The 21,212-nt window shown below is 61.1% G+C and carries 16 protein-coding genes and 1 tRNA gene; 10 read left to right on the top strand and 7 right to left on the bottom strand.

What is annotated here, in order from left to right; translation table 11 throughout:
- On the top strand, positions 1-946 hold a 946-nt coding region (locus tag AXK12_RS08435), incomplete at its 5' end, for a PEP-CTERM sorting domain-containing protein (protein WP_156468784.1).
- A gap of 55 nt (positions 947-1,001) precedes the next feature.
- Here the strand turns inward: AXK12_RS08435 and AXK12_RS01925 are convergent.
- The 3 genes from AXK12_RS01925 to rpsB form a co-directional block, all read right to left on the bottom strand.
- Positions 1,002-1,409 (bottom strand): DUF983 domain-containing protein, encoded by a 408-nt coding sequence (locus AXK12_RS01925; protein WP_068711091.1) that lies wholly within the window; start codon positions 1,407-1,409, stop codon positions 1,002-1,004.
- Between the two features lie 115 nt (positions 1,410-1,524).
- On the bottom strand, positions 1,525-2,118 hold the full coding sequence (gene tsf / locus AXK12_RS01930; RefSeq protein ID WP_068711092.1) for a translation elongation factor Ts: 594 nt from the start codon (positions 2,116-2,118) through the stop codon (positions 1,525-1,527).
- A gap of 65 nt (positions 2,119-2,183) precedes the next feature.
- Positions 2,184-3,023 carry a 30S ribosomal protein S2 gene (gene rpsB, locus AXK12_RS01935; protein WP_068711093.1) on the bottom strand — a complete coding sequence of 280 codons (840 nt, stop codon included), beginning with the start codon at positions 3,021-3,023 and terminating at the stop codon, positions 2,184-2,186.
- A gap of 257 nt (positions 3,024-3,280) precedes the next feature.
- Between rpsB and AXK12_RS01940 the strand changes: the two genes are divergently transcribed.
- The 4 genes from AXK12_RS01940 (at position 3,281) to AXK12_RS01955 (ending at position 6,719) form a co-directional block, all read left to right on the top strand.
- Positions 3,281-3,357, top strand: a tRNA-Met gene (locus AXK12_RS01940).
- Positions 3,331-3,933 (top strand): YraN family protein, encoded by a 603-nt coding sequence (locus AXK12_RS01945; RefSeq protein ID WP_231863483.1) that lies wholly within the window; start codon positions 3,331-3,333, stop codon positions 3,931-3,933. The genes AXK12_RS01940 and AXK12_RS01945 overlap by 27 nt, the downstream gene beginning before the upstream one ends.
- A gap of 111 nt (positions 3,934-4,044) precedes the next feature.
- A complete protein-coding gene (zwf, locus tag AXK12_RS01950) occupies positions 4,045-5,583 on the top strand; it encodes a glucose-6-phosphate dehydrogenase (RefSeq protein ID WP_068711094.1) in 1,539 nt (512 codons plus the stop codon).
- A gap of 98 nt (positions 5,584-5,681) precedes the next feature.
- On the top strand, positions 5,682-6,719 hold the full coding sequence (locus AXK12_RS01955; protein WP_068711095.1) for a glucose-6-phosphate dehydrogenase assembly protein OpcA: 1,038 nt from the start codon (positions 5,682-5,684) through the stop codon (positions 6,717-6,719).
- Between the two features lie 35 nt (positions 6,720-6,754).
- Here the strand turns inward: AXK12_RS01955 and tyrS are convergent, their stop codons facing one another.
- Positions 6,755-8,065: a tyrosine--tRNA ligase gene (tyrS, locus tag AXK12_RS01960; protein WP_068711096.1), complete on the bottom strand. Its 1,311-nt coding sequence runs from the start codon at positions 8,063-8,065 to the stop codon at positions 6,755-6,757.
- Between the two features lie 348 nt (positions 8,066-8,413).
- On the opposite strand from tyrS, the gene acnA reads away from it, so the two are divergent.
- The 5 genes from acnA to AXK12_RS01985 all read left to right on the top strand — a co-directional run bounded on the left by acnA (position 8,414) and on the right by AXK12_RS01985 (position 16,152).
- On the top strand, positions 8,414-11,134 hold the full coding sequence (gene acnA, locus AXK12_RS01965) for an aconitate hydratase AcnA (RefSeq protein ID WP_068711097.1): 2,721 nt from the start codon (positions 8,414-8,416) through the stop codon (positions 11,132-11,134).
- A gap of 99 nt (positions 11,135-11,233) precedes the next feature.
- Positions 11,234-11,827, top strand: coding sequence for an STAS domain-containing protein (locus AXK12_RS01970; RefSeq protein WP_068711098.1), 594 nt, complete (start codon positions 11,234-11,236; stop codon positions 11,825-11,827).
- A gap of 577 nt (positions 11,828-12,404) precedes the next feature.
- On the top strand, positions 12,405-13,862 hold the full coding sequence (locus AXK12_RS01975) for a PP2C family protein-serine/threonine phosphatase (protein WP_068711099.1): 1,458 nt from the start codon (positions 12,405-12,407) through the stop codon (positions 13,860-13,862).
- 49 nt (positions 13,863-13,911) lie between these two features.
- Positions 13,912-15,183, top strand: coding sequence for a tryptophan synthase subunit beta (gene trpB / locus AXK12_RS01980; protein ID WP_068711100.1), 1,272 nt, complete (start codon positions 13,912-13,914; stop codon positions 15,181-15,183).
- Positions 15,184-15,261: 78 nt separating this feature from the next.
- On the top strand, positions 15,262-16,152 hold the full coding sequence (locus AXK12_RS01985; RefSeq protein ID WP_068711111.1) for a YicC/YloC family endoribonuclease: 891 nt from the start codon (positions 15,262-15,264) through the stop codon (positions 16,150-16,152).
- A 73-nt stretch (positions 16,153-16,225) separates the two neighbouring features.
- Here the strand turns inward: AXK12_RS01985 and lspA are convergent, their stop codons facing one another.
- From lspA to ileS, 3 genes are read right to left on the bottom strand one after another with little or no spacing between them, the layout of a single operon-like run.
- A complete protein-coding gene (gene lspA, locus AXK12_RS01990) occupies positions 16,226-16,909 on the bottom strand; it encodes a signal peptidase II (protein ID WP_231863484.1) in 684 nt (227 codons plus the stop codon).
- A gap of 40 nt (positions 16,910-16,949) precedes the next feature.
- Positions 16,950-18,182 carry a TraR/DksA family transcriptional regulator gene (locus tag AXK12_RS01995; protein WP_068711101.1) on the bottom strand — a complete coding sequence of 411 codons (1,233 nt, stop codon included), beginning with the start codon at positions 18,180-18,182 and terminating at the stop codon, positions 16,950-16,952.
- 53 nt (positions 18,183-18,235) lie between these two features.
- Positions 18,236-21,112 (bottom strand): isoleucine--tRNA ligase, encoded by a 2,877-nt coding sequence (gene ileS / locus AXK12_RS02000; protein ID WP_068711102.1) that lies wholly within the window; start codon positions 21,110-21,112, stop codon positions 18,236-18,238.
- Between the last annotated feature and the right edge of the window lie 100 nt (positions 21,113-21,212).

The following is a 21,212-nucleotide window of genomic DNA, read 5'->3' on the forward strand; positions in this document are numbered from 1 at the left end:
GAATATCCAACTTGAAGCGAATAAGGGCGTCTCTTTAACCGGAGACAGACGGATCAACTCACTCAGGACTTCTTCTAATAAAGAGAATAGATTTGTAAATCTAAATGGTAGGAAACTTACTATTGGGGCAGGAGGAGTCGTTATGGAGGGCGGGCGGAGTCATATCATTTCCAATGGGATACTGACTTCTAGTGTGGGGAATATTAAATTTACCGCAGTGGGTAATCAGGTGTATCACAAACTGCCCGTTAGAACCGCTATCGCTAATAATGGAAATATTAAGGTGGGGTTAGAGATAACCAACACTAGCACCGCCTACAATGGCATTGGGCTCGTCGGGGAACAATCGAATACCTTTACTGGAGATGTGAATGTCATAGGGCGGGCACAATTGGATTTGTCTAAAACTAACGGGGCCGTTGCTATTTTGAGTAATTTAAATCTCAAAGAAGGGGCGATAGTTTCCATATTTAGAAGTAATCAAATTGAACGTGGGGTTCGTGTGCTATTAAAGTCGAAAAGTCAGGCCCCTTCAGTTTTCGGATTTAATGGTCATCATAGGGTTGATCTGAAGGAATCATTTCGTGAATTGAAAGTCGAGGGTCATGCCGTTGTGAGTTTTTCTTTGGATAATAAAGAGCCTCATGGGCGTATCGAGATTGCGCTAGATGACCTAAATGTAATGCAGGGGTCTTACTTACTGGTGAAAGAGTGGAAGGACGGTCGGGATCGCTTACTTGTGAGAAAGAACAGCGCACATGTGCGTGACTCGCTGAAACGTATCGAGTTTGAGAATCACGACACGCGCACGGTGAACCTACGCGACTACAATAAAAACTATTGGGAGATCTATGCGCTCGTCCCCGAGCCGAGCACTTATGGTGCAGTTTTTGGCGGCGCGGCAGTGACTTTACTTTTATACCACAGAAGGCGGCGTGGGAAATAACGCCCGCTGCTGACCTAGGGCCTGTTCCCGCTTCAAACGTGGCCGCGCTGCGGGCCTAGGTATGCTCGTCTTCGCCTTGAGCCAGCGGACGCTGGTTAGCGGGGAGGTGTGTCGGTAGGAAAAAGTAGTAAAACCCGAGCCACCAACTGCGCGAGGGGCGATAGAGTAAAATGGGAATGCCAATGGCCCCCAGCCCGGCGAGGACGATTGTCGCCGTCCACCCAACACGTCCGCTATGCGAGAGAATCGCGAGCGGCAGCATGTAGCAAAAGAGCGTAACGGCGTAACTGAGTGTGAGTGCGCCTAGGAAAAACCCTTCTTCGCGTTCGATGCGCATCCCGCACACTGGGCACGCTTTGTTCATCTCAAAGAGGCTGCCTTTTTTGAAGAGCGTCTTGCCGCCGCAGTTAGGGCAGCGGTTGGTGAGCCCTCGGATGAGGATTTGTTGGCGGCTTACTTTCAAGGTCGCAGACTGTTTTTATCGGTAGCGGTGTCGCGGTCCCGGACCGAGTCCCCCTGTCGGGGATTCGGTTTTAAAAAAAAGGCCGCCCTAAATAGAGCGGCCAATGGGAAGGGCTTCAGGCGCCCAGTTGGTAGCGGGTGAAGCGGCGGATTTGGATGTTTTCGCCGATCTTGGTGATGAGGGCGGTGAGCTTCTCCTTGATCGTGACTTCGGGCTGTTTGACGAAGGGTTGATCGAGGAGGACGACGGTCGAGTAGTATTTGTCGAGCTTGCCCTCGACGATTTTCTCAACCGCGGCAGGCGGCTTACCCGCGACTTGGGCGGTAGCGATCTCGCGCTCCTTGGCGATGTCTTCGGCGGGGACTTCCTCGCGGGTGACGCAGACGGGGCTGGCGGCGGCGATTTGGAGGCAGAGGTCTTTTACGAAGGTTTTGAAATCTTCGTTGCGGGCGACGAAGTCAGTCTCGCAGTTGACCTCGATTAGCACGCCGACCTTACCGCCGACGTGGATGTAGCTTTCGATCAGGCCTTCCTTGGTGGCACGGTCGGCTTTCTTAGCGGCGGAGGCTGCGCCCTTTTTGCGTAGGATGGTGGCGGCCTCTTCGGTGTTTCCGTTGGCTTCGGTAAGGGCTTTTTTGCAGTCAAGTAGGCCCGCGCCAGTGGCGACGCGTAGGTCGTTGACCATTTTTGCGGTAATCTGGGTGCTCATCTTAAGTTATTCTAAAAGAGTAGGTTACTTGGGTTTGCTTGGCGGCTGTCGCGTGTTGTGCGGGTTTATTCCGCAGCAGGCGCGGTCACAGCGGCCTCGGCGGCCGCTTCCGCTGCTTCGGCGGCGGGTTCTGCGGTCGGCTTCGTGTCGATGCCGACTGCGGCGGCGACGGCTGCGGTCGCGGCCTTGAGGTCAGCGGCACCGCGTGCGGCGCGGCGGCTGTCGCGCTGGGCGAGCCCGGCTTGCACCGCCTCGACGATTGTTTCGATGATGATGCGGATGGATTTCACCGCGTCGTCATTTCCGGGAATCGCGTAGGTGAGCCCAGCGGGGTCAGAGTTGGTATCCACTAGGCCGATACTGGGGATGCCGCGACGGCCCGCCTCGGCGACGGCGATTTTCTCGTGCTGCACGTCGACGATGACCATCGCCGCAGGCATGCCTTCCATTTCGAGGATGCCGTTAAAGTTGCGCTCCATGCGGCCCATCTCGCGCTTGATGGCGGCCTCTTCCTTGGAGGAGAACTTGGCGAGCTCGCCATCGGTTTCCATCTGACGGTAGCGCTTAAACTTAGCGATGGAGCGTTTGACGGTCTCGTAATTCGTTAAAGTGCCGCCGAGCCAGCGGTCGACGCAGTAGGGCATGTCGACGGAGGTCGCCGCTTCGCGGATAATGTCTTGGGCCTGCTTTTTGGTGCCGACGAAGAGGACGTTGCCGCCGTTTGCGACGGTGTCGGTGAGGAAAGCGGTGGCCTTCTTGAGGGCTTCGTAGGTCTTGCCGAGGTCGATGATGCTGATGCCTTGGCGGTGGTCGAAGACGAAGGGCTTAGAGCGCGGGTTCCAGCGTTTGGTCTGGTGGCCGAAGTGCACGCCAGCGTCGAGTAGGTCCTTGGGAGTGATGTTCATATAACTGCGGTTGATCTGTGTTAATACCTTCCAGAAACACAGGTCGGCCAGTGGGCCGCCTTGCGATCATGTTAGGGAGTTTACGTGTGGATGTTGACTGACAAAGAGCGGCGAAAACACAGGGGCGGGGAGGCGAGAGCAAGTGCGTTTTTGGCAAATCGTGGATTGAGGGTTTTTGTGGGGAGGCGGCCCGGATGGCGCAAAAAAACCGTAACAACTCCATTGACAGTCGTCGGCTGCTCTCCAGTTTCCGCCTTCGCAGGGTGGAGCAGTCTGGTAGCTCGTCAGGCTCATAACCTGAAGGTCCTTGGTTCAAATCCAAGCCCTGCATCCAATTTCCCAAAGCCCTCTCGAAGTCGCCTCGCGCCGAGAGGGCTTTCTTGTTTTTACGCGCTTTCTGCGCTTCGTCTTACCGATGTTTGGCTGGCTGAAACGTTTTTTTGCAGCGCGCGGTAAATCCCGTTTAAGCGAGACAGGTGGCGCGGCGAGCGCTGTGGGCGGGCGAGGGGAGCGGCTGGCGCGGGCGCACTTGAAGGCGTGCGGTTACCGGATTTTGGCGGTGAACTGGCGGTCGCCGAGTGACCGGCGCGATGAGATCGATCTCGTGGTGCTCGACGGAGAGGTACTCGTGTTTGTGGAGGTGAAAACTCGCGCGGCGGCGGCGCTGGTATCGGGTCGGTATGCAGTCGATGCGCGAAAGAAGCGTGCGCTGCGGCGCAGCACGTACGCTTATCTGCGTGGGCTGAGAAAAGCGCCGCGCAGTGTGCGTTTCGATGTGGTGGAGGTCGTACTGCCGAAGCCGGACTCGGGCGGGGGGACAGGAGAGCCGCTTATCCGCCATTTCAAGGCATTACCGCTTTTCCCAAAAACGCTGCGGCTGCCTGGGGGCGAGGGGCTGCGCGGTGATTAGAAAAGCTGCGTATCAATGCGCGCTGTGTTTGAGCGGCGAATAAAACCGGCGGCACACGCTAAGAGACCTTGCTTATTGGGAAGCCGGACTAAGAGATTCGCCGTTTTCCTAATGTCTGACTCTTCGCGACATCCTTTCCTGCACGGGCTGAGCAAGCACCGTGGTGCTCCGCCGACTGTCGTCGTTATTTTCGGTGCTTCGGGCGATCTGACCGCGCGTAAACTCATCCCCGCTGTCTATAACCTCGGCGTGGATAATTTGCTGCCGACGGATTTTCACCTCGTGGGCTATGGCCGAAAAGAGATTCCCGACGAGGAGTTTCGGAGTTTGGCGGTAGACTCGATTCGCGAGTTTTCGCGGCGTGCACTTCAGGAGGAGGTTTGGGATAGGATCGCGGCCAATACGACTTATGTCGCCGGCGGCTACGATGATCTCGCGGCCTTTGATCGGTTGGCGCGACACATCGAGGCGATCGAGCGGCAGGTCGGGCGCGAGGTGCAGGTGCTCTTCTACATCTCGACGCCGCCCTCGGTCTTTGCGCCGATTTTGGAGAATCTTGGCGCGGTGGGGCTTGCCCAAAAACACCTCGGCGCGGCGCATCATGCGAAGGTGATTATCGAAAAGCCCTTTGGCCGAGACCTCACTTCGGCGCAGTCGCTCAACACGACGATTCGCTCGGTTTTCCGAGAGCACCAAGTGTATCGAATCGACCACTACCTCGGGAAGGAGACGGTGCAGGACTTGCTCGTGCAGCGTTTTGCCAACGCGATTTTTGAGCCGTTGTGGAACCGCAACTACATCGACAGCGTGCAAATCACGGTGGCCGAGGAGGTCGGTGTGGGCACGCGCGGTGGCTACTACGAGCAGAGTGGCGCGCTGCGCGACATGATTCAAAACCACACGATGCAGCTGCTCGCTCTCACAGCGATGGAGCCGCCGGTATCGCTCGATGCGGAGGCGATTCGCGACGAGAAGGTAAAGCTGCTCAAGGCGATCCAACCGCTGCGGCTCGGGCTAGGTGGCGATGTTGCGCGCGCGCAGTACGCCTCTGGGATGCGTGATGGACAGCCGGCCAAGGGCTATCTCGAAGAGGGCGGGATCGCTCCTGACTCGAATACCGAGACTTACGTCGCGCTGCGTCTCTCGATTAACAATTGGCGTTGGCAGGGAGTGCCTTTCTACTTGCGCTCGGGTAAGCGGATGGCGCGCCGCGTGTCCGAAATCGCGATTAACTTTAAGCAGCCACCTGGGACGCTCTTTGCGGGCAGCGAGCAGTTTAGTTTGGCGGGGAACACGCTCGCTTTCCAAATCCAGCCAGACGAGGGCCTAAGCCTCATCCTCAACGCAAAGATCCCCGGCCTCCAAACGCGTATGCAGCCGGTGAAGATGAACTTCCGTTACGCGACGACCTTTGGCTCAAACACGCCCGAAGCTTACGAGCGGCTGGTGCTCGATGCGATGGTGGGGGACGGCACGCTGTTTATTCGCGGAGATGAGGCGGAGACCTCTTGGCGGCTTTGCACGCCGCTGCTGGAGCACTGGGAGGCGAGTGGCCGCGAAGGCATGGATAGCTATCCGTCTGGTGGGTGGGGGCCGCCAAGTGCCGACGCGCTTTTGGCCGAAAATAACCACCGCTGGCGTCAGCCCTGAGCGCGCCACTTTGCCCATGCCGCCTTTATTGGGTGCGCCGCCGTTCCTGCCTGTCTCCTCCCTGATCAAAAAGAAAAACGCCCTGCTAACTCTTCTTCATGTCCTCTGTGTTTGATGTCCTGCCTGGCGTGGAAATCCCCGTCGGTGAAATCTCCAAGCGGCTTGCTCTCATGTGGAGTCCGCCTGCTCCCGAAGGGGGAGTGGATCCGCCGGATGATGCGACTGCGACACAGGTGAACTTTGTCCTGCACTTGGGGCTTCCGACGACACCCGACGAAGCGGCGGCGCAGTTTCAGGCGGTCTTGCGTTTTACGAAGCGTTACCCGAGCCGGATAGTCATTCTTTGCCCACAATCCGATACCGAAGACAAGGGAGGCTTGGAGATCCGCGCCAAGATTTACGGGAAGTGCTACTTTGGCAAAACGAAGAGCGACAAACGCTGTGTGGAGGTGGTGACCTTCCACTACTCGCAAGCCGCGCGTGGTTTTTTGGAAAACCAAGTCTCGATCAGCCTTTCGACTGACCTGCCGCTCTATTACTGGGCATACCGGTTTTCTGCGAGCTCGCGGCTGGCCGATTATCGCTTCCTGCTCAGCCGCGCGGAACGCGTGCTAATCGATAGCGCAACCGCACCTGAGGATGCGCTGACATACCCGTGGCCGAACTTGAGCGCGCTACGCGACCTCGCCTATGCGCGGTTGCTACCCGTGCGGCAAACGGTGGGCCAGTTCTTGGCGGGCTATGCGCCGGAGGCGATTGTGGGCGGGCTTCAAAAAATCACTGTTCGGCACGGGCCTGATTTTGTCGCCGAAGCACGTGTCATTAGTGGCTGGCTTAGCGAGCGTATCCGCGCCTGCACAGAGGGGACTAAGGTCGATAGCACGGGCACTCACTTTAGGCGTAGTGGCCAGGGCGATACGCAGCGCTCCATCCTTGAGCCTACCAACAGCTCCTCGCTCACAATCGAGTTTCACTACGACTCAGCGGATAAGTTTTTTCGTTGGACGGGCGACTTTGCCAGTGGGCAGGCGCACTTTGCTGCGCGACTGGCCGACGAGCCTACGGAGGCTCGACTGGATGCGTCGGTAAGCCTGCTCGCGCCTGAACTCGCCCTCAGCGAAGCGATGTTTTTCTGATGGAGCAGGGGGCGGTGTGTGCGAATCCGGCCTGCTTACTCCACCGTGATGACAGCGTAGCTGCGTTTGCCTTTGCGCAGTAGCAGGTGTTTGCCGAAGAGCAGGTCGGCAGTCGTCACGGAGCGCGTCGGGGCGGTTTCGCGGACGTTGTTTAGATAAATACCGCCGCCGCTGATGTCTTTGCGCGCTTGGCCTTTTGAGGGGCACAGCCCGCTGTGCACGAGGAGTTCGATGAGCGGCGCGCCGACAGTGGCCTCGCCGTTGCCCGAGTCGCTTTGCGCTTCGAGCGCGGTTTTGGCAAAGGGGATTGTAGGGATTTCCCCCACGACGTCGCGGAAGGTCGCTTCGCTGATGTCACCGATTTCCGCGCCGAAGAGGATGGCACTGGCTTTGATCGCCGCGTCCACGGCGTCTGCGCCGTGGACGAGTGTGGTGACTTCGCGGGCGAGGGCTTTGTGGGCTTCGCGTGCGCCGGGGTTAGCCGCGTGGGCGGCTTCGAGGGACTCGATTTGCGCGCGGCTTAGGAAGGTAAACTTGCGCAGGTATTCGCAGACTTTGGCGTCTTCGGTGTTGATGAAGAATTGGTAGAACTTGTAGGGGCTGGTTTTTTGCGGATCGAGCCAGACTGCGCCGCCTGCGGTTTTGCCGAACTTTGTGCCGTCGGACTTGGTGATGAGCGGGAAGGTCCAGCCCCAAGCAGGCGTGCCCAGTTTTTTGCGAATGAGGTCGGTCCCCGCAGTGATGTTGCCCCACTGGTCGGAGCCGCCAATTTGCAGCTCGCAGTTGTGGGTTTTGCGCAGGTGGTAAAAGTCGTGGGCTTGGAGGAGTTGGTAGCTAAACTCGGTGTAGCTGATCCCGTGGTCGCCTTCCATGCGCGAGCGGACGGAGTCCTTGGCGATCATCGCGTTGAGCGAGAAGTGTTTCCCGACGTCGCGCAGAAAATCCAAAAAGCTAATCGGGGCCGTCCACGCGGCGTTATCGACCAAGCGTGCGGGGTTGGTCGGCGAGTCGAAGTCGAGGAGCCGTGCGAGCTGCGCCTTGATGCAGGCGACGTTGTGGGCGAGGGCGTCGGGCGAGAGCAGGTTGCGCTCGGCAGATTTGCCCGAGGGATCGCCGACCATGCCGGTCGCGCCGCCCGCGAGCGCGAGCGGGTGGTGTCCGGCGAGTTGGAAGCGGCGCAGCGTGAGTTGGCCCATGAGGTGGCCGACGTGGAGGCTGTCGCCGGTGGGGTCGAAGCCGCAGTAGAGCGTAATCGGGCGCTCACTCGCGAGGCGCTCGGCGAGTGCGTCGAGGTCAGTGCAGTCGGCGAGTAGTCCGCGCCACTTTAGGTCTTCGATTAAATTCATGGTGCTAGGGTCAGATCCATTTACGCTGGCGCGATCGCATGCAAGAACCCAACGCCTTTTGCTCGCGGCTCGCCACTCACGTGTGCTGCGCACGCTCGCCGCTGCGCGGGACTGGGCCAGTGGCGGCGCTGCTCTAGCCTACCACCGCGCTAGCCTACCACCGCGCTAGCTTATGGGCGGGGCGTGCGTATCAGTATCGCGGCTTCTATAAGGAAAAACGGTTTGTAAGTCCTCTACTGCTTGCGCAACTTCGCGCCCGCTCTCGACCTGCGGCCCGTGCACACCTTGCCTCATGGTTCCGCACCCGGGCCGAGAGCCGTTTCTTTCTCCCTGCCTAATACACACACGATGACCCAAAGCCAAAGCACGCTCCCCAATCCCTTTAACACGCGCAGCACTTTTACCGACGCTTCTGGCGCGCAGCACTCGCTCTACTCGTTGCCCGCGCTCAAGGCCGCTGGCTTCGCGATAGACCGGCTGCCGGTTTCGATTCGCATTGTGCTCGAGTCGCTCTTGCGCAACTGCGACGGCAAGCGCGTGAGCGAGGAGGCGGTCGCCGAGCTCGCGAGCTGGGCCCCGAAGGCCACACGCACCGCCGAGGTGCCTTTCGTCGTGGCGCGCATCGTGCTCCAAGATTTCACGGGCGTGCCGCTGCTGGTCGACCTCGCGGCCATGCGCGCCGCCGTCCACAAGCTCGGGCTCGACCCCAAGCTCATCGAGCCGCTCGTGCCGGTCGACCTCGTCGTTGACCACTCGGTGCAGGTAGACTTCGCGGGCTCTGCGGAGGCACTCGCCAAAAACCTGGAGCTCGAATTCACGCGCAATCGCGAGCGCTACCAATTCCTCAAATGGGGCATGCAAGCCTTCGACACCTTTAAGGTCGTCCCGCCTGGCATCGGCATCGTCCACCAAGTAAACCTCGAATACCTCGCCCAAGGCATCCTCAAGGACACACACGGCACCTACTACCCTGACACGCTTGTCGGCACCGATTCGCACACCACGATGATCAACGGCCTAGGTGTCGTCGGTTGGGGCGTGGGAGGCATCGAGGCGGAGGCCGGCATGCTGGGCCAGCCCGTGTACTTCCTCACACCCGACGTCGTGGGCGTGCACCTCACCGGCGCGCTCAGCGAGGGCGTCACCGCGACCGATCTCGCGCTCACCATTACCGAGCTGCTCCGCGCGAAAAAAGTCGTTGGTAAGTTTGTAGAGTTTTACGGCCCCGGCGCGCGCGCGCTGCCGCTCGTCGACCGTGCGACTATTGCCAACATGGCTCCCGAGTACGGCGCGACGATGGGCTTTTTCCCCATCGACGAAGAGACCTCGCTTTACCTGCGTGGGACAGGCCGCAGCGAGGCGCACGTCGCCACTTACGAAGCCTACTACAAGGCGCAAGAACTCTGGGGCATCCCCGAGAAAGGCCAAATCGACTATTCGGTGGATGTGGAGCTCGACCTCTCGACGGTCGTCCCGAGTGTCGCGGGCCCGAAACGCCCACAAGACCGGATCGAGCTGCCTGCGCTCAAAGAAAACTTCGTCTCCGCGTACAGCCGCCCCGTCGCGCAAAGCGGCTTTGGCAAGTCCGCCGACAGCTACGCGCAGCGCGCTAGCGTCGAGCTCGACAACGCCAAGGCCGAGGTGGGGAACGGCTCGGTGCTTATTGCCGCGATTACGAGCTGCACCAACACTTCAAACCCCAGCGTCATGCTTGCCGCCGGGCTTTTAGCGAAAAAGGCGGTCGAGCGCGGCTTGAGCGTAAACCCCGCCGTCAAATCCTCGCTCGCGCCCGGCTCCCGAGTGGTCAGCGACTATCTCAACAAAACCGGCCTCACGCCCTACCTTGACCAGCTCGGTTTCCAGACGGTCGGCTACGGCTGTACGACCTGTATCGGCAACTCTGGTCCGCTGCATCCGGCCATTGAGGACGCCATCGTCGGCAACGATTTCGTGGCGGCCTCCGTCCTCTCGGGCAACCGCAACTTCGAGGCCCGCGTTCACCAAAACATCAAGTCGAACTTCCTGATGTCGCCGCCGCTCGTCGTCGCCTTTGCGCTCGCGGGCCGCGTCGATATCGACCTGAGCCGCGAGCCACTCGCCAAAGACAAAGACGGGCGCGACGTCTTCCTAAAAGACCTCTGGCCCACGCTCGAAGAAGTGCGCGACCAAATGTCCGCCGCGCTTAAGCCTGAGGTCTTCAAAACACTCTACACCGACTTCGCTTCACAAAACCCGAAGTGGAACGAAATCCCCTCCTCGACGGGTAACGTTTACGAGTGGGACAGCGCCTCGACCTACATCCAAGAGCCGCCCTTCTTTACCGATTTTTCGCAGACGCCGGGCGGCATTACGGAAATCAAAGGCGCGCGGGCGATGGGTATCTTTGGCGACTCGGTCACGACTGACCACATCTCGCCCGCCGGAGCGATTAAGAAGACCTCGCCCGCTGGCCAATTCCTCAGCGAGGCCGGAGTCGAGTTTGCCGACTTCAACTCTTACGGGTCACGCCGGGGTAACGACCGGATCATGACCCGCGGCACCTTCGCCAACGTGCGTATCAAAAACCTCATGCTCGGCGGCGAAGAAGGCGGCAACACGCTCCTCCAACCCGAAGGCACGAAGCTTCCCATTTACGACGCGGCCGAGACTTACAAAGCGCGCGGCGTGCCGCTCATCGTCCTCGCGGGCCAAGAGTACGGCACTGGCTCCTCGCGCGACTGGGCGGCCAAAGGCACGCGCCTGCTCGGCGTGCGCGCGGTCGTCGCCCAATCCTTCGAGCGTATCCATCGCAGTAACTTAGTCGGCATGGGCGTGCTCCCGCTTCAGTTTAAAGAAGGCACCACTGCGCAAACGCTTGGGCTCGACGGCACAGAAGTCTACGACGTCGTCGGCCTCAGCGCAGACGTAAAGCCGCAGCAAGACCTCGCGCTGCGGATTACCCGCGCTGACGGTCGCGTGGAGGAAGTCCCCGTGACCTGCCGAATCGATACGCCCATCGAAGTCGACTACTACGAACACGGCGGCATCCTCCCCTACGTCCTGCGCCAAATCATCGGAGCGGCTCAGTGACGGGGCGTGTCGCCCCGGACATCTCGCGGGCAGCTAGGCTGAGCTGCCCGCCACTAAAAAGAGTCGAAGAGTTTAAAAAAACCCGCATCACTCTGGCCTATGGTCGAGACCGGTAAACCTGTCTTTTTTGTCGATGCGCATGCGGACCCCGTCGTCATGCGCATCGAAGGTCGTGCCTCCTTTCAAAACAGCGGCTGTCTGCGCGACTTCGTCACCGAGATGCTCGCCCAGGGGAAGACGCGGCTCGTCATCGACTTCCAGCACTGTACGAGCATGGACAGCACCTTTTTGGGAATCCTGGCGGGCGTCGCCCTTCAGCTCCGAAAAGGAAACGCAGGAGGCGCGGCGGCAGGGGGAGCAGGAGGGCAGGGAGGCGAGCGAGGCGTTACGGGGGCACTACGCGGCGGGAAGAGCGAGTCGTCGCAGCCGCTCATCCTCGCTCGGGTCGGCCAGCGAAACCTCGAACTCATTCGCAACCTAGGTATCCACCGGCTCATGACAGTGGACTCAGGCGATTTTAAAATGAATTTTGACCACTGCGCTCGCCCGCTCACGCAGCAGGAGCAAGACGAGTTGAGCAATGCACGGATGGCGCTCGAAGCGCACGAGAACTTGGTGGCTGCCGACGAGAGCAACCGCAGCAAGTTCCAAGACGTGCTCTCCTTCCTCAAAAACCGCGTCGATGCACGGTGACCACGCACCAAAGCGCAAGCCTCGCCGTTCACGACCGTCCGCGAGGTCAGTGTCAGAGGTCACAGATCTCCACTGCGCGTGGGGCGGCGGTCAGTGACCGCTTCCATTTAATTTGGGATTTCGCAACGCGCTATCGCGCGAAAGCGAAATCCCAAATTTGAAATCACTCCCCCTGTCGCGTTGCGACAGGGGGAGTAGTGCGATAACCCGTTTGGGCGAGGAGGGGAAAATCACTAATAAGCTCCCGCCTCCAAGTTTGGGGGCCTTTCTACCGAACGCTTGGCTGCCGTGCTTATGCACGGCAGCCAAGCGTTCGGTAAATGGGTGCAGCGACACGCTGCCGCCCCACGCGTAGTGGGAAAAGCGTATCAGCGCGCCACGTTTTAAATGGGAACAGGCCCTAGCGCGGGCGCTTTTTTCCCTGCGTTATTCAGCGAGGGAGGCACGCATTAGGTGGACTTTGTGTTTCTAAAAATGGACTAGGTGCCTTTGGCGCGCGCTGAGCGAGTGGCCCGCTAACCAAAAGAGTTTCTGACTCCCAAAGACTGGGCTCGCAGTGTGGTGGTTTCGCTGCCAAATGACTGAGCTGTTTATGGTTCTGTTTCTTTTAGGAATTCTCGTTGGCGTCTCGGTGCTATCGCTCGCGCTGTATCGCGCCGGAAAGCGCGAAGCCCTACTGGAGGAGGAGAAACAGCAGGTCACACAGTCACGCGAACTCGTCGTGGACTTCATGCATCACATGGTCGAGGCACTCGGCGAGGGGCTGGGCCAAGAGGAGCTTCGCCAGCGCATCGTCCACGCGGCGATCCTGTGCTCGGGCGCGCTCAGTGCGGCACTTTTTGAGCGCGATCGGCAGGGGCAAATGCGCGGAGTCGCGGTCGAGGGGCTTTTCCCGCCACATCGTCCCTTGCCGCCAAATGCCATCGAGAAACTCACTACGCGCGCGAAATTCATCGAGGGCGTGTTGCGCAGCGAGAGCTTTCCCGACGACGAGGGCATAGTGGGCGCAGTTGTCCAAACGGGCCGCGCGCAACTCGTCGCCGATGCGGCGACCGATCCGCGCATCATCCGTCACCAAGATGCGGCACTCAAAGTCCGCTCGGTCATCGCGGTGCCGCTCGCGTTTCGCGGTGAGCTCTTTGGCGTGCTCGCGGTGGCCAACTCGGCGGATGGCACTGCCTTCAGCCAGGCTGACTTTACGCTCATGCAGTCGCTCGCCGAGCAAGCGGCACTCGCGCTGCATAACCTGCGGCTCCTCAATTACCAAATCGAGAAACAGCAACTCGACCTCGACCTCTCGCTCGCCAGTGGCATCCAGCAAATGCTGCTTCCCAGCGAGCTCCCGCAGATCGACGGGCTCGCACTCGATGCGCGCTATACCCCCGCGCAAAAAGTCGGCGGCGATCTCTACGACGTCCTTTGCCTTTCGCCCGAGCGGCTTGGCGTAGTCGTCGCCGATGTATCGGGTAAGGGAATACCGGCCTCGCTGCTGATGGCGACTTGCCGGACTCACCTTCGCCAAATCGCCCCACGCCACAGCTCGCCCGCCGCCGCGCTCTGTGAGCTCAACCGTGCCATCGGCAGCAACCTTGCGGGCGGCATGTACATCACGCTGCTCTATGCAGTGATCGATCTGCGCGAGTCCACGGTCACGCTCGCGCGGGCGGGGCATGAGCTCCCGCTTTTCTTGCGGCAAAACGCGGTGAGTGCTGCGCCGACTGCCGAGTTCGTCGGCTCCGAAGGGATGGCCCTCGGGATGATGCCGCCGGAGGTCTTTGACGCGGTCATCGCCGACCACAGCGAGCCCTTCCGTGCGGGTGAGACGCTTATCCTCTATACCGATGGGCTCACGGAAGCGCCGAACGAGGATGGCAAGGAGTTTTCCGGTGCGCGGCTTGCGGATGTCGCTCGCACTTTACACCGGCGTAACGCACACGACCTCGCCGATGGCCTTCTTGAGGCGGTGACTCGCTTCACGGGAGGCGGCCCGCAGCGCGACGACCTCACGCTGCTTACAATCAAACGCGTCAGTTAAGCGGATAAGGCTCGAAGCCTGCGTGGGGAGCGTTAGCACTTCGCTCACCATGTCTTCTGCCGCTGCCGTGTCCTCGTCCGACTCTTCACGTTCCCCTTCTGCAGAGTTGCTCAACCGCTTTTCCCAGCCCGATGCGGGCGGGCACTTTGGCGAATACGGCGGGGTTTACGTGCCCGAGACGCTCATGACCGCACTGCAAGAGTTGGAGGCGACTTACCTTGCTGCCCGCGAGGAGCCCGAGTTTCAGGCGGAGCTCGCGCATCACCTCGCCGAGTTTGCGGGCCGCCCCACCGAGCTTTATTACGCGAGTCGGCTTACTGAGCACTGCGGCGGTGCGAAAATATACTTCAAGCGCGAAGACCTCCTGCACACCGGTGCGCACAAGATTAACAACGCCCTCGGCCAAGCCCTCCTCGCTCGCCGGATGGGCAAGCAGCGGATCATCGCCGAGACTGGAGCGGGCCAGCACGGGACGGCGACGGCAGCGGTTTGCGCGAAGTTTGGCCTAGAGTGTGTCATCTACATGGGCGCGCACGACATGGAGCGGCAGGCCCTCAATGTCTTTCGGATGCGGCTCATGGGCGCAGAAGTGCGTGGCGTCGAGGCGGGCCAAAAGACGCTCAAAGAAGCGGTCAACGAAGCCATGCGCGACTGGGTCACCAATGTCCGCAATACTCACTACATCCTCGGCACGGCCTACGGCTCGCACCCATATCCGATGATGGTGCGCGACTTTCACCGCGTGATCGGGCGCGAGGCGCGCGAGCAAGTCCTCGCTCGCGAGGGCCGCTTGCCCGACGAGTTAGTCGCCTGCGTCGGCGGCGGGAGTAACGCCATCGGGCTGTTCTTTGACTTTTTAGAAGACCCGCAAATCGCCATGATCGGTGTCGAGGCGGGCGGCCTAGGCATCCGACGCGGCGAGCACGCGGCCCGCTTTGCCAGCGGGCGGCTCGGCGTCCTCCAAGGTTGCAAGACTTACCTGCTCCAAGACGAGGAGGGCCAAATCGAGGGCACGCACTCGGTCTCGGCCGGGCTCGACTACGCGGCGGTCGGGCCGGAGCACGCGTTTTACCGCGAGCGCGGACGCATCCAGTTTACCTACGCGACGGATGACGAAGTGCTCGATGCCTTCCAACTGTGCTCGCGACTCGAAGGCATTATCCCCGCGCTGGAGAGCAGCCATGCACTTGCGCATGGCATCAAGCGAGCGCGCGAACTCGGCCCCGACAAGCTGCTCGTCATCAACCTCTCTGGCCGTGGCGATAAAGACGTAGAGCAAGTCGCGGCAATACTCCGCGAGCGCGCCGACCGCAGTGCCTAAGGGCGCAGAAGACCGCAGGCCCGCTTTTTTTGCGCAGGGCCTTTGCCGAAAGAAAACGAGCTTAACCAATTACCCTTTATGAAAAGCATGACAGGCTATGGCCGGGCGACGGCGGCACTCGGTGGGATGACGCTGACCGTCCAAGTCAGCTCGGTGAACCGCAAGGTGCTCGACCTCTCGCTCTCGCTGCCCAGCGCGTGGGATGCGCTCGAAGCCGAGTTGCGCGAAGCTGTCCGCGCCGTCGCCTCGCGCGGTAAGGTGCATGTGCGTGTCGAGTTGAGCCGTGGGGGCGACGCAGTCGGAGAAAGCGCCGCGGCAAACTGGGACGCGGCCGCAGTCGCTGCTACGCTCGTGCGACTGCGCGCGCTGGCCGAGTCGCACGCCGTGCCCTTTGTGCCGACGGCTGAGCTGCTGTGGCGAATCGCGACCGCCCAAGATTCGGGGAAGACTGCGGTCTCAATCGACGACACGCTGACCCAAGACATCGTCATGGCGACGGTGGACGATGCGTTGCGCGCCTTTGCAGCGATGCGAGCCAAAGAGGGCGAGGCCCTGCTGATTGATTTTCTTGGCCGCTTGGAGCAGATGGAGCGGCTCGTCGAGGCGGTCGCCCTGCGCGCGCCCGAAGTCGCCCCTGCGCATCGTGAGCAACTCTTGCGCCGACTGGCTGAAGCGGGGCTTGAGCTCGACCCGGGCGAGGAGCGTGTGCTCAAGGAAATCGCGCTCTATGCCGATCGCTGCGATATCACCGAAGAGCTCACGCGGCTGCGCAGCCACCTCGACCAATTCAGCACACTCTTGCGCAGCGCGGCAGAGATAGGGCGGAAGGCCGAGTTCATCCTCCAAGAGATTGGCCGCGAGGTGAACACGATTGGGGCCAAGGCCAACGACCTCGAAATCGCCCGCCACGTCATCGAGCTAAAAAACGAACTCGACCGGCTCCGCGAACAAATCGCCAACGTCGAGTGAGGCGCTCAGTGCCCGCTGCCAAAAGCTGCCAAAGCAAAGCCGCGCGCGGCTGCGCTCTCGCGAGCGCCGTTACTCACACCCCGAGATCGCTCGGACTGAGCGGGCGCTGCTCTAGGGGTTTCTGATTGGACACTTTCCTAGAGGCCCAGAGGTAGCAGATGACGCCGAGGCAGATGGCGGAGTCGGCGACGTTGAAGGTCGGGTAGGTGTAGCTGCCGAAGTGGAAGTCCAAGAAGTCTACGACGTGACCGTGTTGGAGCCGGTCGATGAGGTTGCCGACGATGCCGCCGCAGAGCAGCCCGAAGGCGAGTTGCGCGGCGCGGTCTCGCAGGCCGAGGCTGCGCCGAAAGAGGTAAATCGCCCCCAAGCTCAGTAGCGCGACCACAGCTAGCAGCGTGCTTTTCCCAGAAAGAATGCTCCACGCTGCACCGGTGTTTCCGACATGCACTAAATAGAAGAAGTCGGGGATGACGGTGACGCCGTCGGGGCCGTAGCTGCCGAGGGGCAGTTTGGCGATGATCCACCACTTGGTGACTTGATCGAGCACGAAGACCCCGAGCGCGAGCCAGAGTAGGAGCGAGTAGGCACCGATCCGCCGCCAGCGGCTAAGGGGCGCGGGCGCTGTGCCGGACTCTCGCATGGGGAGAGCGGGGGGCAGCGTTTTCCGGTTACTGACTTGTTGCGACATCGGGATGAGTAAGAGGGGAAGCGAAGAGGCGGCAAAAGGCGGATTGATGCCTAAGGGCCGGGAGGCCAACCGGTCCTCGCGCCCAATAAAAAGGGCCTGTGCAGCGCCTCTAATCGCTGTCGGCGTCCATGATCCGACCACCGTCTTCGCCGCCGAGCTCGCCGAAGAGTCCGGCTTGGGTGCGGACGCGGTAGTGGTTGCGCTCGATTTCTTTTTGCGCCTCGGCTGAGTAACGGGTGAAGGGCACGGCGAGCAGGCGGGCTTTGCTGATTGCTTGGCCGCTGACTTCGCAGATGCCGTAGCTGCCGTCGGTGATGCGCTTAATGGCGGCTTCGATTTCGGAGAGGGCTTCTTGCTCGGAGGAGACGAGTGAGAGGGCGAAGTCGCGGTCAAAGGTGTCGGTGCCCGCATCGGCCATGTGCTGGCCGTAGGAGGAGAGATCGCCTGCGTCGTCCTTGGAGGAGCGTTTGAGTGTGTCTTCGGAGTGTTGGTCGATTTGGCCGGTGAGGTGCTCGCGCAGTTCGACAAGGAGCTTGTAGTAACGCTTGAACTTTTCGGGGACGAGGGCGACTTCGCGCGGGACGGGCCGTGCGGCCTCGGAGCCTTTGGCGTTGGGGTTAAAGCCGAGGATGTCGGCCAACGAGGCGGCCTTTACGTGGCTGGGTTTTGCGGGCGGAATGATCTCCACCGCCTTGGGGGCTTTGGGCGCTGTGGCTGCAGTGCTGGCTTTTTTGGAGGCTTTGGCGGTGCTGGTTTTCGGGGCGGGCTCGCTCTTAGTTTCGTTGGACTTGGCGATAGCGCGGACTTCATCGAGTGTGAAGCTGACTGGCCGGACGGGCGGCGTGCGTAGCGCTGCCTTAGCTGGCGAGCCGCCGCCGGTGGACGCGCGTAGCGCTGTGGTCTTGGCCGTACGCGCCTGCGCAGCGGTCGCTAGCGAGCTTCCCCCCGATGGGCGGGCGGTCGCAGTCTGGGAAGCGGCTTTGTTCGACTCGGGTTTCTTGGCCGCTTTTTCCTCTGCGATGGCGGCAGCGGGTTTGAGGCTCGGCTTTTTTGCCGCAGTGGTTGCAGAGGCTTTGCCGAGTTGGAGCCGGCTGCCTTTGGTCGTCGAAGCAGGTGCTGTAGCCGACTTGGCTGACTTGGGGGTAGGCTTGGGTGCGACTGCCGGTTTCTTGGCTGGTGTTTTTAAGGCGGTTTTTTTTGCGGTCGGAGCGGCCTTCTTGGGTGTAGCGGGCTTGGTTGCTTTGGGGGTAGCCGGAGCTTTAACGGGCGCAGTTTTCTTGGGAGCCGGGCTGGTCTTTTTCGCTGCGGGTTTGGTCACTGCCTTTTTTTTAGAATTAGCCATGTCGGTAATTGAGGGATGTTTGTGAAGTAGTGGGGTGGGGGACTAGCGGGGGTTTAAGCGGAGGCGAGAGCTGCGGTGCAGCGCGGGCAAATGCCGCTTTCGGGGTCGAGTGCGGGCTCCCAACGCCAGCAGCGCGGGCAGCGGACGAGTCCGGCTTCCTCGCCAGTGCGGACACGGATTTGAAGCGCATCGTCCTTGGCCGAGTCACTGGTTTCCAGTGCGACTTGCGAGACGATGAAGAGCTCGGGCAGTGAGTCTCGGTAGCGGAGCAGCGTATCGAAAGCGGGACTACTGAGCGGGCCAGAAACCGTAATCACTGCGTCGAGCGATTTACCGAGCTCACCTGCGGCGCGGCGCGGCTCGATGTGCTGGGACACTTGCGCGCGGACGCTGAGGAGTTGGTCGAAGTCGGCGGCGAGTGCGGTGTCGCGCCATTCGGCGGGCGCGCTCGGCCAGTCTTGGAGGTGGACGGAGTCGCTCTCGGCATATTCGCGGCCCGCCGTCGCGTAGCTCCACGCTTCGTCGGTCGTGAAGCAGAGGATTGGGGCGAGCAGCCGCACGAGCGCATGAAAGAGGTGGTGAATGGCGGTCTGCGAGGAGCGGCGCAGTGGGTGGTTTACGCCGAGCGTGTAGAGCCGGTCTTTGAGGATGTCGTGATAGACTGCCGAAAGCGTGACTGCGCAGAACTGGTTACAGAGTTGGTAGACGCGGTGGAATTCGTAGCGCGAGTAGGCGCGGGTGCACTCGTCGATGAGTGTGGCGCATTGGTGCAGGGCCCAGCGGTCGAGCGCGTCGAGCGACTCGTGCGCGACGGCGTGCTGGGCGAGGTCGAAGTCGAAGAGGTTGGAGAGTTGGAAGCGGAAGGTGTTGCGAAAGAGCCGGTAGCTTTCGCTCACGTTTTTCAAAATCTCGTCGTCTACGGGGATGTCGTCGCGAAAATCCTGCGAGGCAATCCATAGCCGGATGACGTCCGCGCCGTATTGGCCGATGTAGGCTTCGGCGGTTTGCGGCTTTTGGTAAGTGCTGCTTTTGGAGATTTTTTGGCGGTCTTTATCGACGATGAAGCCGTGCGTGAGGACGGCTTTGTAGGGTGCGGCACCTGAGGCGATGACGCTGTTCCAGAGTGAGGACTGGAACCAGCCGCGATGCTGGTCACTGCCTTCGAGGTAAAGGTCAGCGGGCCAGTGCGTGCCGCCTTGGCCGCGGCGGAGGACTGCGGCTTGGGTCGAGCCTGAGTCGAGCCACACGTCGAGGGTGTCGCGCCCACAGCTGAGCTCGGCGGCGGGCGGCCAGTGGGCGGGGAGCGTGACGCCATCGAGCAGCTCGGCGGCGGTCATCGCATACCAACAGTTGGAGCCGTGTTGGGCGATTTTTTCAGCAACGGCGCGGACGACGCCCGCGTCGAGATAGGGCTGCTTGTCGGGGCCGTAAAAGGCGACGAGCGGCACGCCCCAACTGCGTTGGCGGCTAATGCACCAATCGGGCCGCGACTCGACTGCGCCGCGAATCCGTGCCTCGCCCCACGCTGGGATCCAGCCGCCGTTTGCGGCGATTTTTTCGATTTCGGTAAGGGCGGTTTTGCGGGGCGTGGGGGCGTCGCCGTTTGTGCGGTCGAGAGAGACAAACCACTGGTCGACAGCGCGGAAAATGATGGGCGTCTTTGAGCGCCAGCAGTGCGGGTAGCTGTGTTCGTAGCGGGCTTTGGCGAGGAGTGTGCCGGAGTCGGCGAGTTTTTTAAGGACGGCAAGGTTGGCCGCAGACGGTTTCTTGGCCTTCGCGTCTTCGGCGGTTTCCTGCGTGCTCACGCCAACGAGGTCGGGGGGGATGCGGCCATCGTCGAGGTAGCTGCCGTCGTCGCCGACGGGGCAGTAGATTTCGAGACCGTATTTGAGGCCAGTCTGGTAGTCCTCGGCACCGTGGCCGGGCGCGGTGTGGACGGCTCCGGTGCCGCTGTCGGTCGTCACGTAGTCAGCGAGGACGATGGGCGCGGCGCGGTCGATAAAGGGATGGCGGGCTTGCAGCCCTTCGAGCTTGGCGCCAGGGAGGGTGGCGATGATCGCGGGCGCGGGGTCGAGCTTGGCCGCGGCGGCGACTTGGGGGAGCAGGGCTTGCGCGACGAGGAGGCGTTCGCTGCTGGTTTCGGCGACGGCGTAGTCGATTTGCGGATGCAGCGCGATGGCGAGATTGGCGGGGATCGTCCACGGCGTCGTTGTCCAAATGACGACCGAGAGCGGCTTGTCCGTGGGCAGGGCGAAGCGGGCGGCTTCGGTCGCCGGGACGGGGAACTTTACCCAAATGGCGATCGAGGTGTGCGGCTTGTATTCGATTTCCGCCTCGGCGAGCGCGGTTTCAAAGGGGATGGACCAGTAGACGGGCTTTTTGCTGCGGTAGACGAGCCCTTGCTCCACGAAGGCCGCAAAGGTGTGCACGATGTCGGCCTCGAAGGCGGGGGCCTTGGTTTTGTATTCGTTTTCCCAATCGGCGAGGATGCCGACGCGCTTGAATTGGGCGCGTTGGGTCGCGATCCATTTTTCCGAAAATGCATCGCAGCGGGCGCGCAGCTCGGCGGTCGTGAGTTGGAGGTTTTGGGCGCGGATTTCGGCGGTGACTTTTTGCTCAATGGGCAAGCCGTGGCAGTCCCAGCCGGGGACGTAGGGCGTGCGGTAGCCGCTCATCGACTTGAAGCGGTTGACGAAGTCTTTGAGCGATTTGTTGAGCGCGGTGCCGATGTGCACGTCGCCGTTGGTAAAGGGCGGGCCGTCGTGCAGGACGAAGACTTTGTCGCTGGCTTTGCGCCGCTGCTGCATAGCGGCGAAGAGGTCGATTTCCTCCCAGTGCTTGAGGCGTGCAGGTTCGCGTTGCACGAGGTTGGCCCGCATGGGGAAGTCCGTTTTGGGCAGCAGCAGAGTGTCTTTCAGGTCTTGGGCCATTTGAGAGGAGCGCGGAGGCTAGGAGTGCCTCTCCCTTAGTCAAGGGAGGCGAAGCCTCTATTATTCGGGCGGTGCACCGTCCGATAGGCTCCTTTAACGT

Source organism: Cephaloticoccus capnophilus, assembly GCF_001580045.1.
GTDB classification, from domain to species: Bacteria; Verrucomicrobiota; Verrucomicrobiia; order Opitutales; family Opitutaceae; genus Cephaloticoccus; species Cephaloticoccus capnophilus.

Excerpts from the sequence above, each read along its gene's own strand:
- tsf (WP_068711092.1), bottom strand. The coding sequence starts at position 2,118 with ATGAGCACCCAGATTACCGCAAAAATGGTCAACGACCTACGCGTCGCC.
- rpsB (WP_068711093.1), bottom strand. The coding sequence starts at position 3,023 with ATGAACATCACTCCCAAGGACCTACTCGACGCTGGCGTGCACTTCGGC.
- zwf (WP_068711094.1), top strand. The coding sequence starts at position 4,045 with ATGTCTGACTCTTCGCGACATCCTTTCCTGCACGGGCTGAGCAAGCAC.
- AXK12_RS01955 (WP_068711095.1), top strand. The coding sequence starts at position 5,682 with ATGTCCTCTGTGTTTGATGTCCTGCCTGGCGTGGAAATCCCCGTCGGT.
- tyrS (WP_068711096.1), bottom strand. The coding sequence starts at position 8,065 with ATGAATTTAATCGAAGACCTAAAGTGGCGCGGACTACTCGCCGACTGC.
- acnA (WP_068711097.1), top strand. The coding sequence starts at position 8,414 with ATGACCCAAAGCCAAAGCACGCTCCCCAATCCCTTTAACACGCGCAGC.
- AXK12_RS01970 (WP_068711098.1), top strand. The coding sequence starts at position 11,234 with ATGGTCGAGACCGGTAAACCTGTCTTTTTTGTCGATGCGCATGCGGAC.
- AXK12_RS01975 (WP_068711099.1), top strand. The coding sequence starts at position 12,405 with ATGACTGAGCTGTTTATGGTTCTGTTTCTTTTAGGAATTCTCGTTGGC.
- trpB (WP_068711100.1), top strand. The coding sequence starts at position 13,912 with ATGTCTTCTGCCGCTGCCGTGTCCTCGTCCGACTCTTCACGTTCCCCT.
- AXK12_RS01985 (WP_068711111.1), top strand. The coding sequence starts at position 15,262 with ATGAAAAGCATGACAGGCTATGGCCGGGCGACGGCGGCACTCGGTGGG.
- AXK12_RS01995 (WP_068711101.1), bottom strand. The coding sequence starts at position 18,182 with ATGGCTAATTCTAAAAAAAAGGCAGTGACCAAACCCGCAGCGAAAAAG.
- ileS (WP_068711102.1), bottom strand. The coding sequence starts at position 21,112 with ATGGCCCAAGACCTGAAAGACACTCTGCTGCTGCCCAAAACGGACTTC.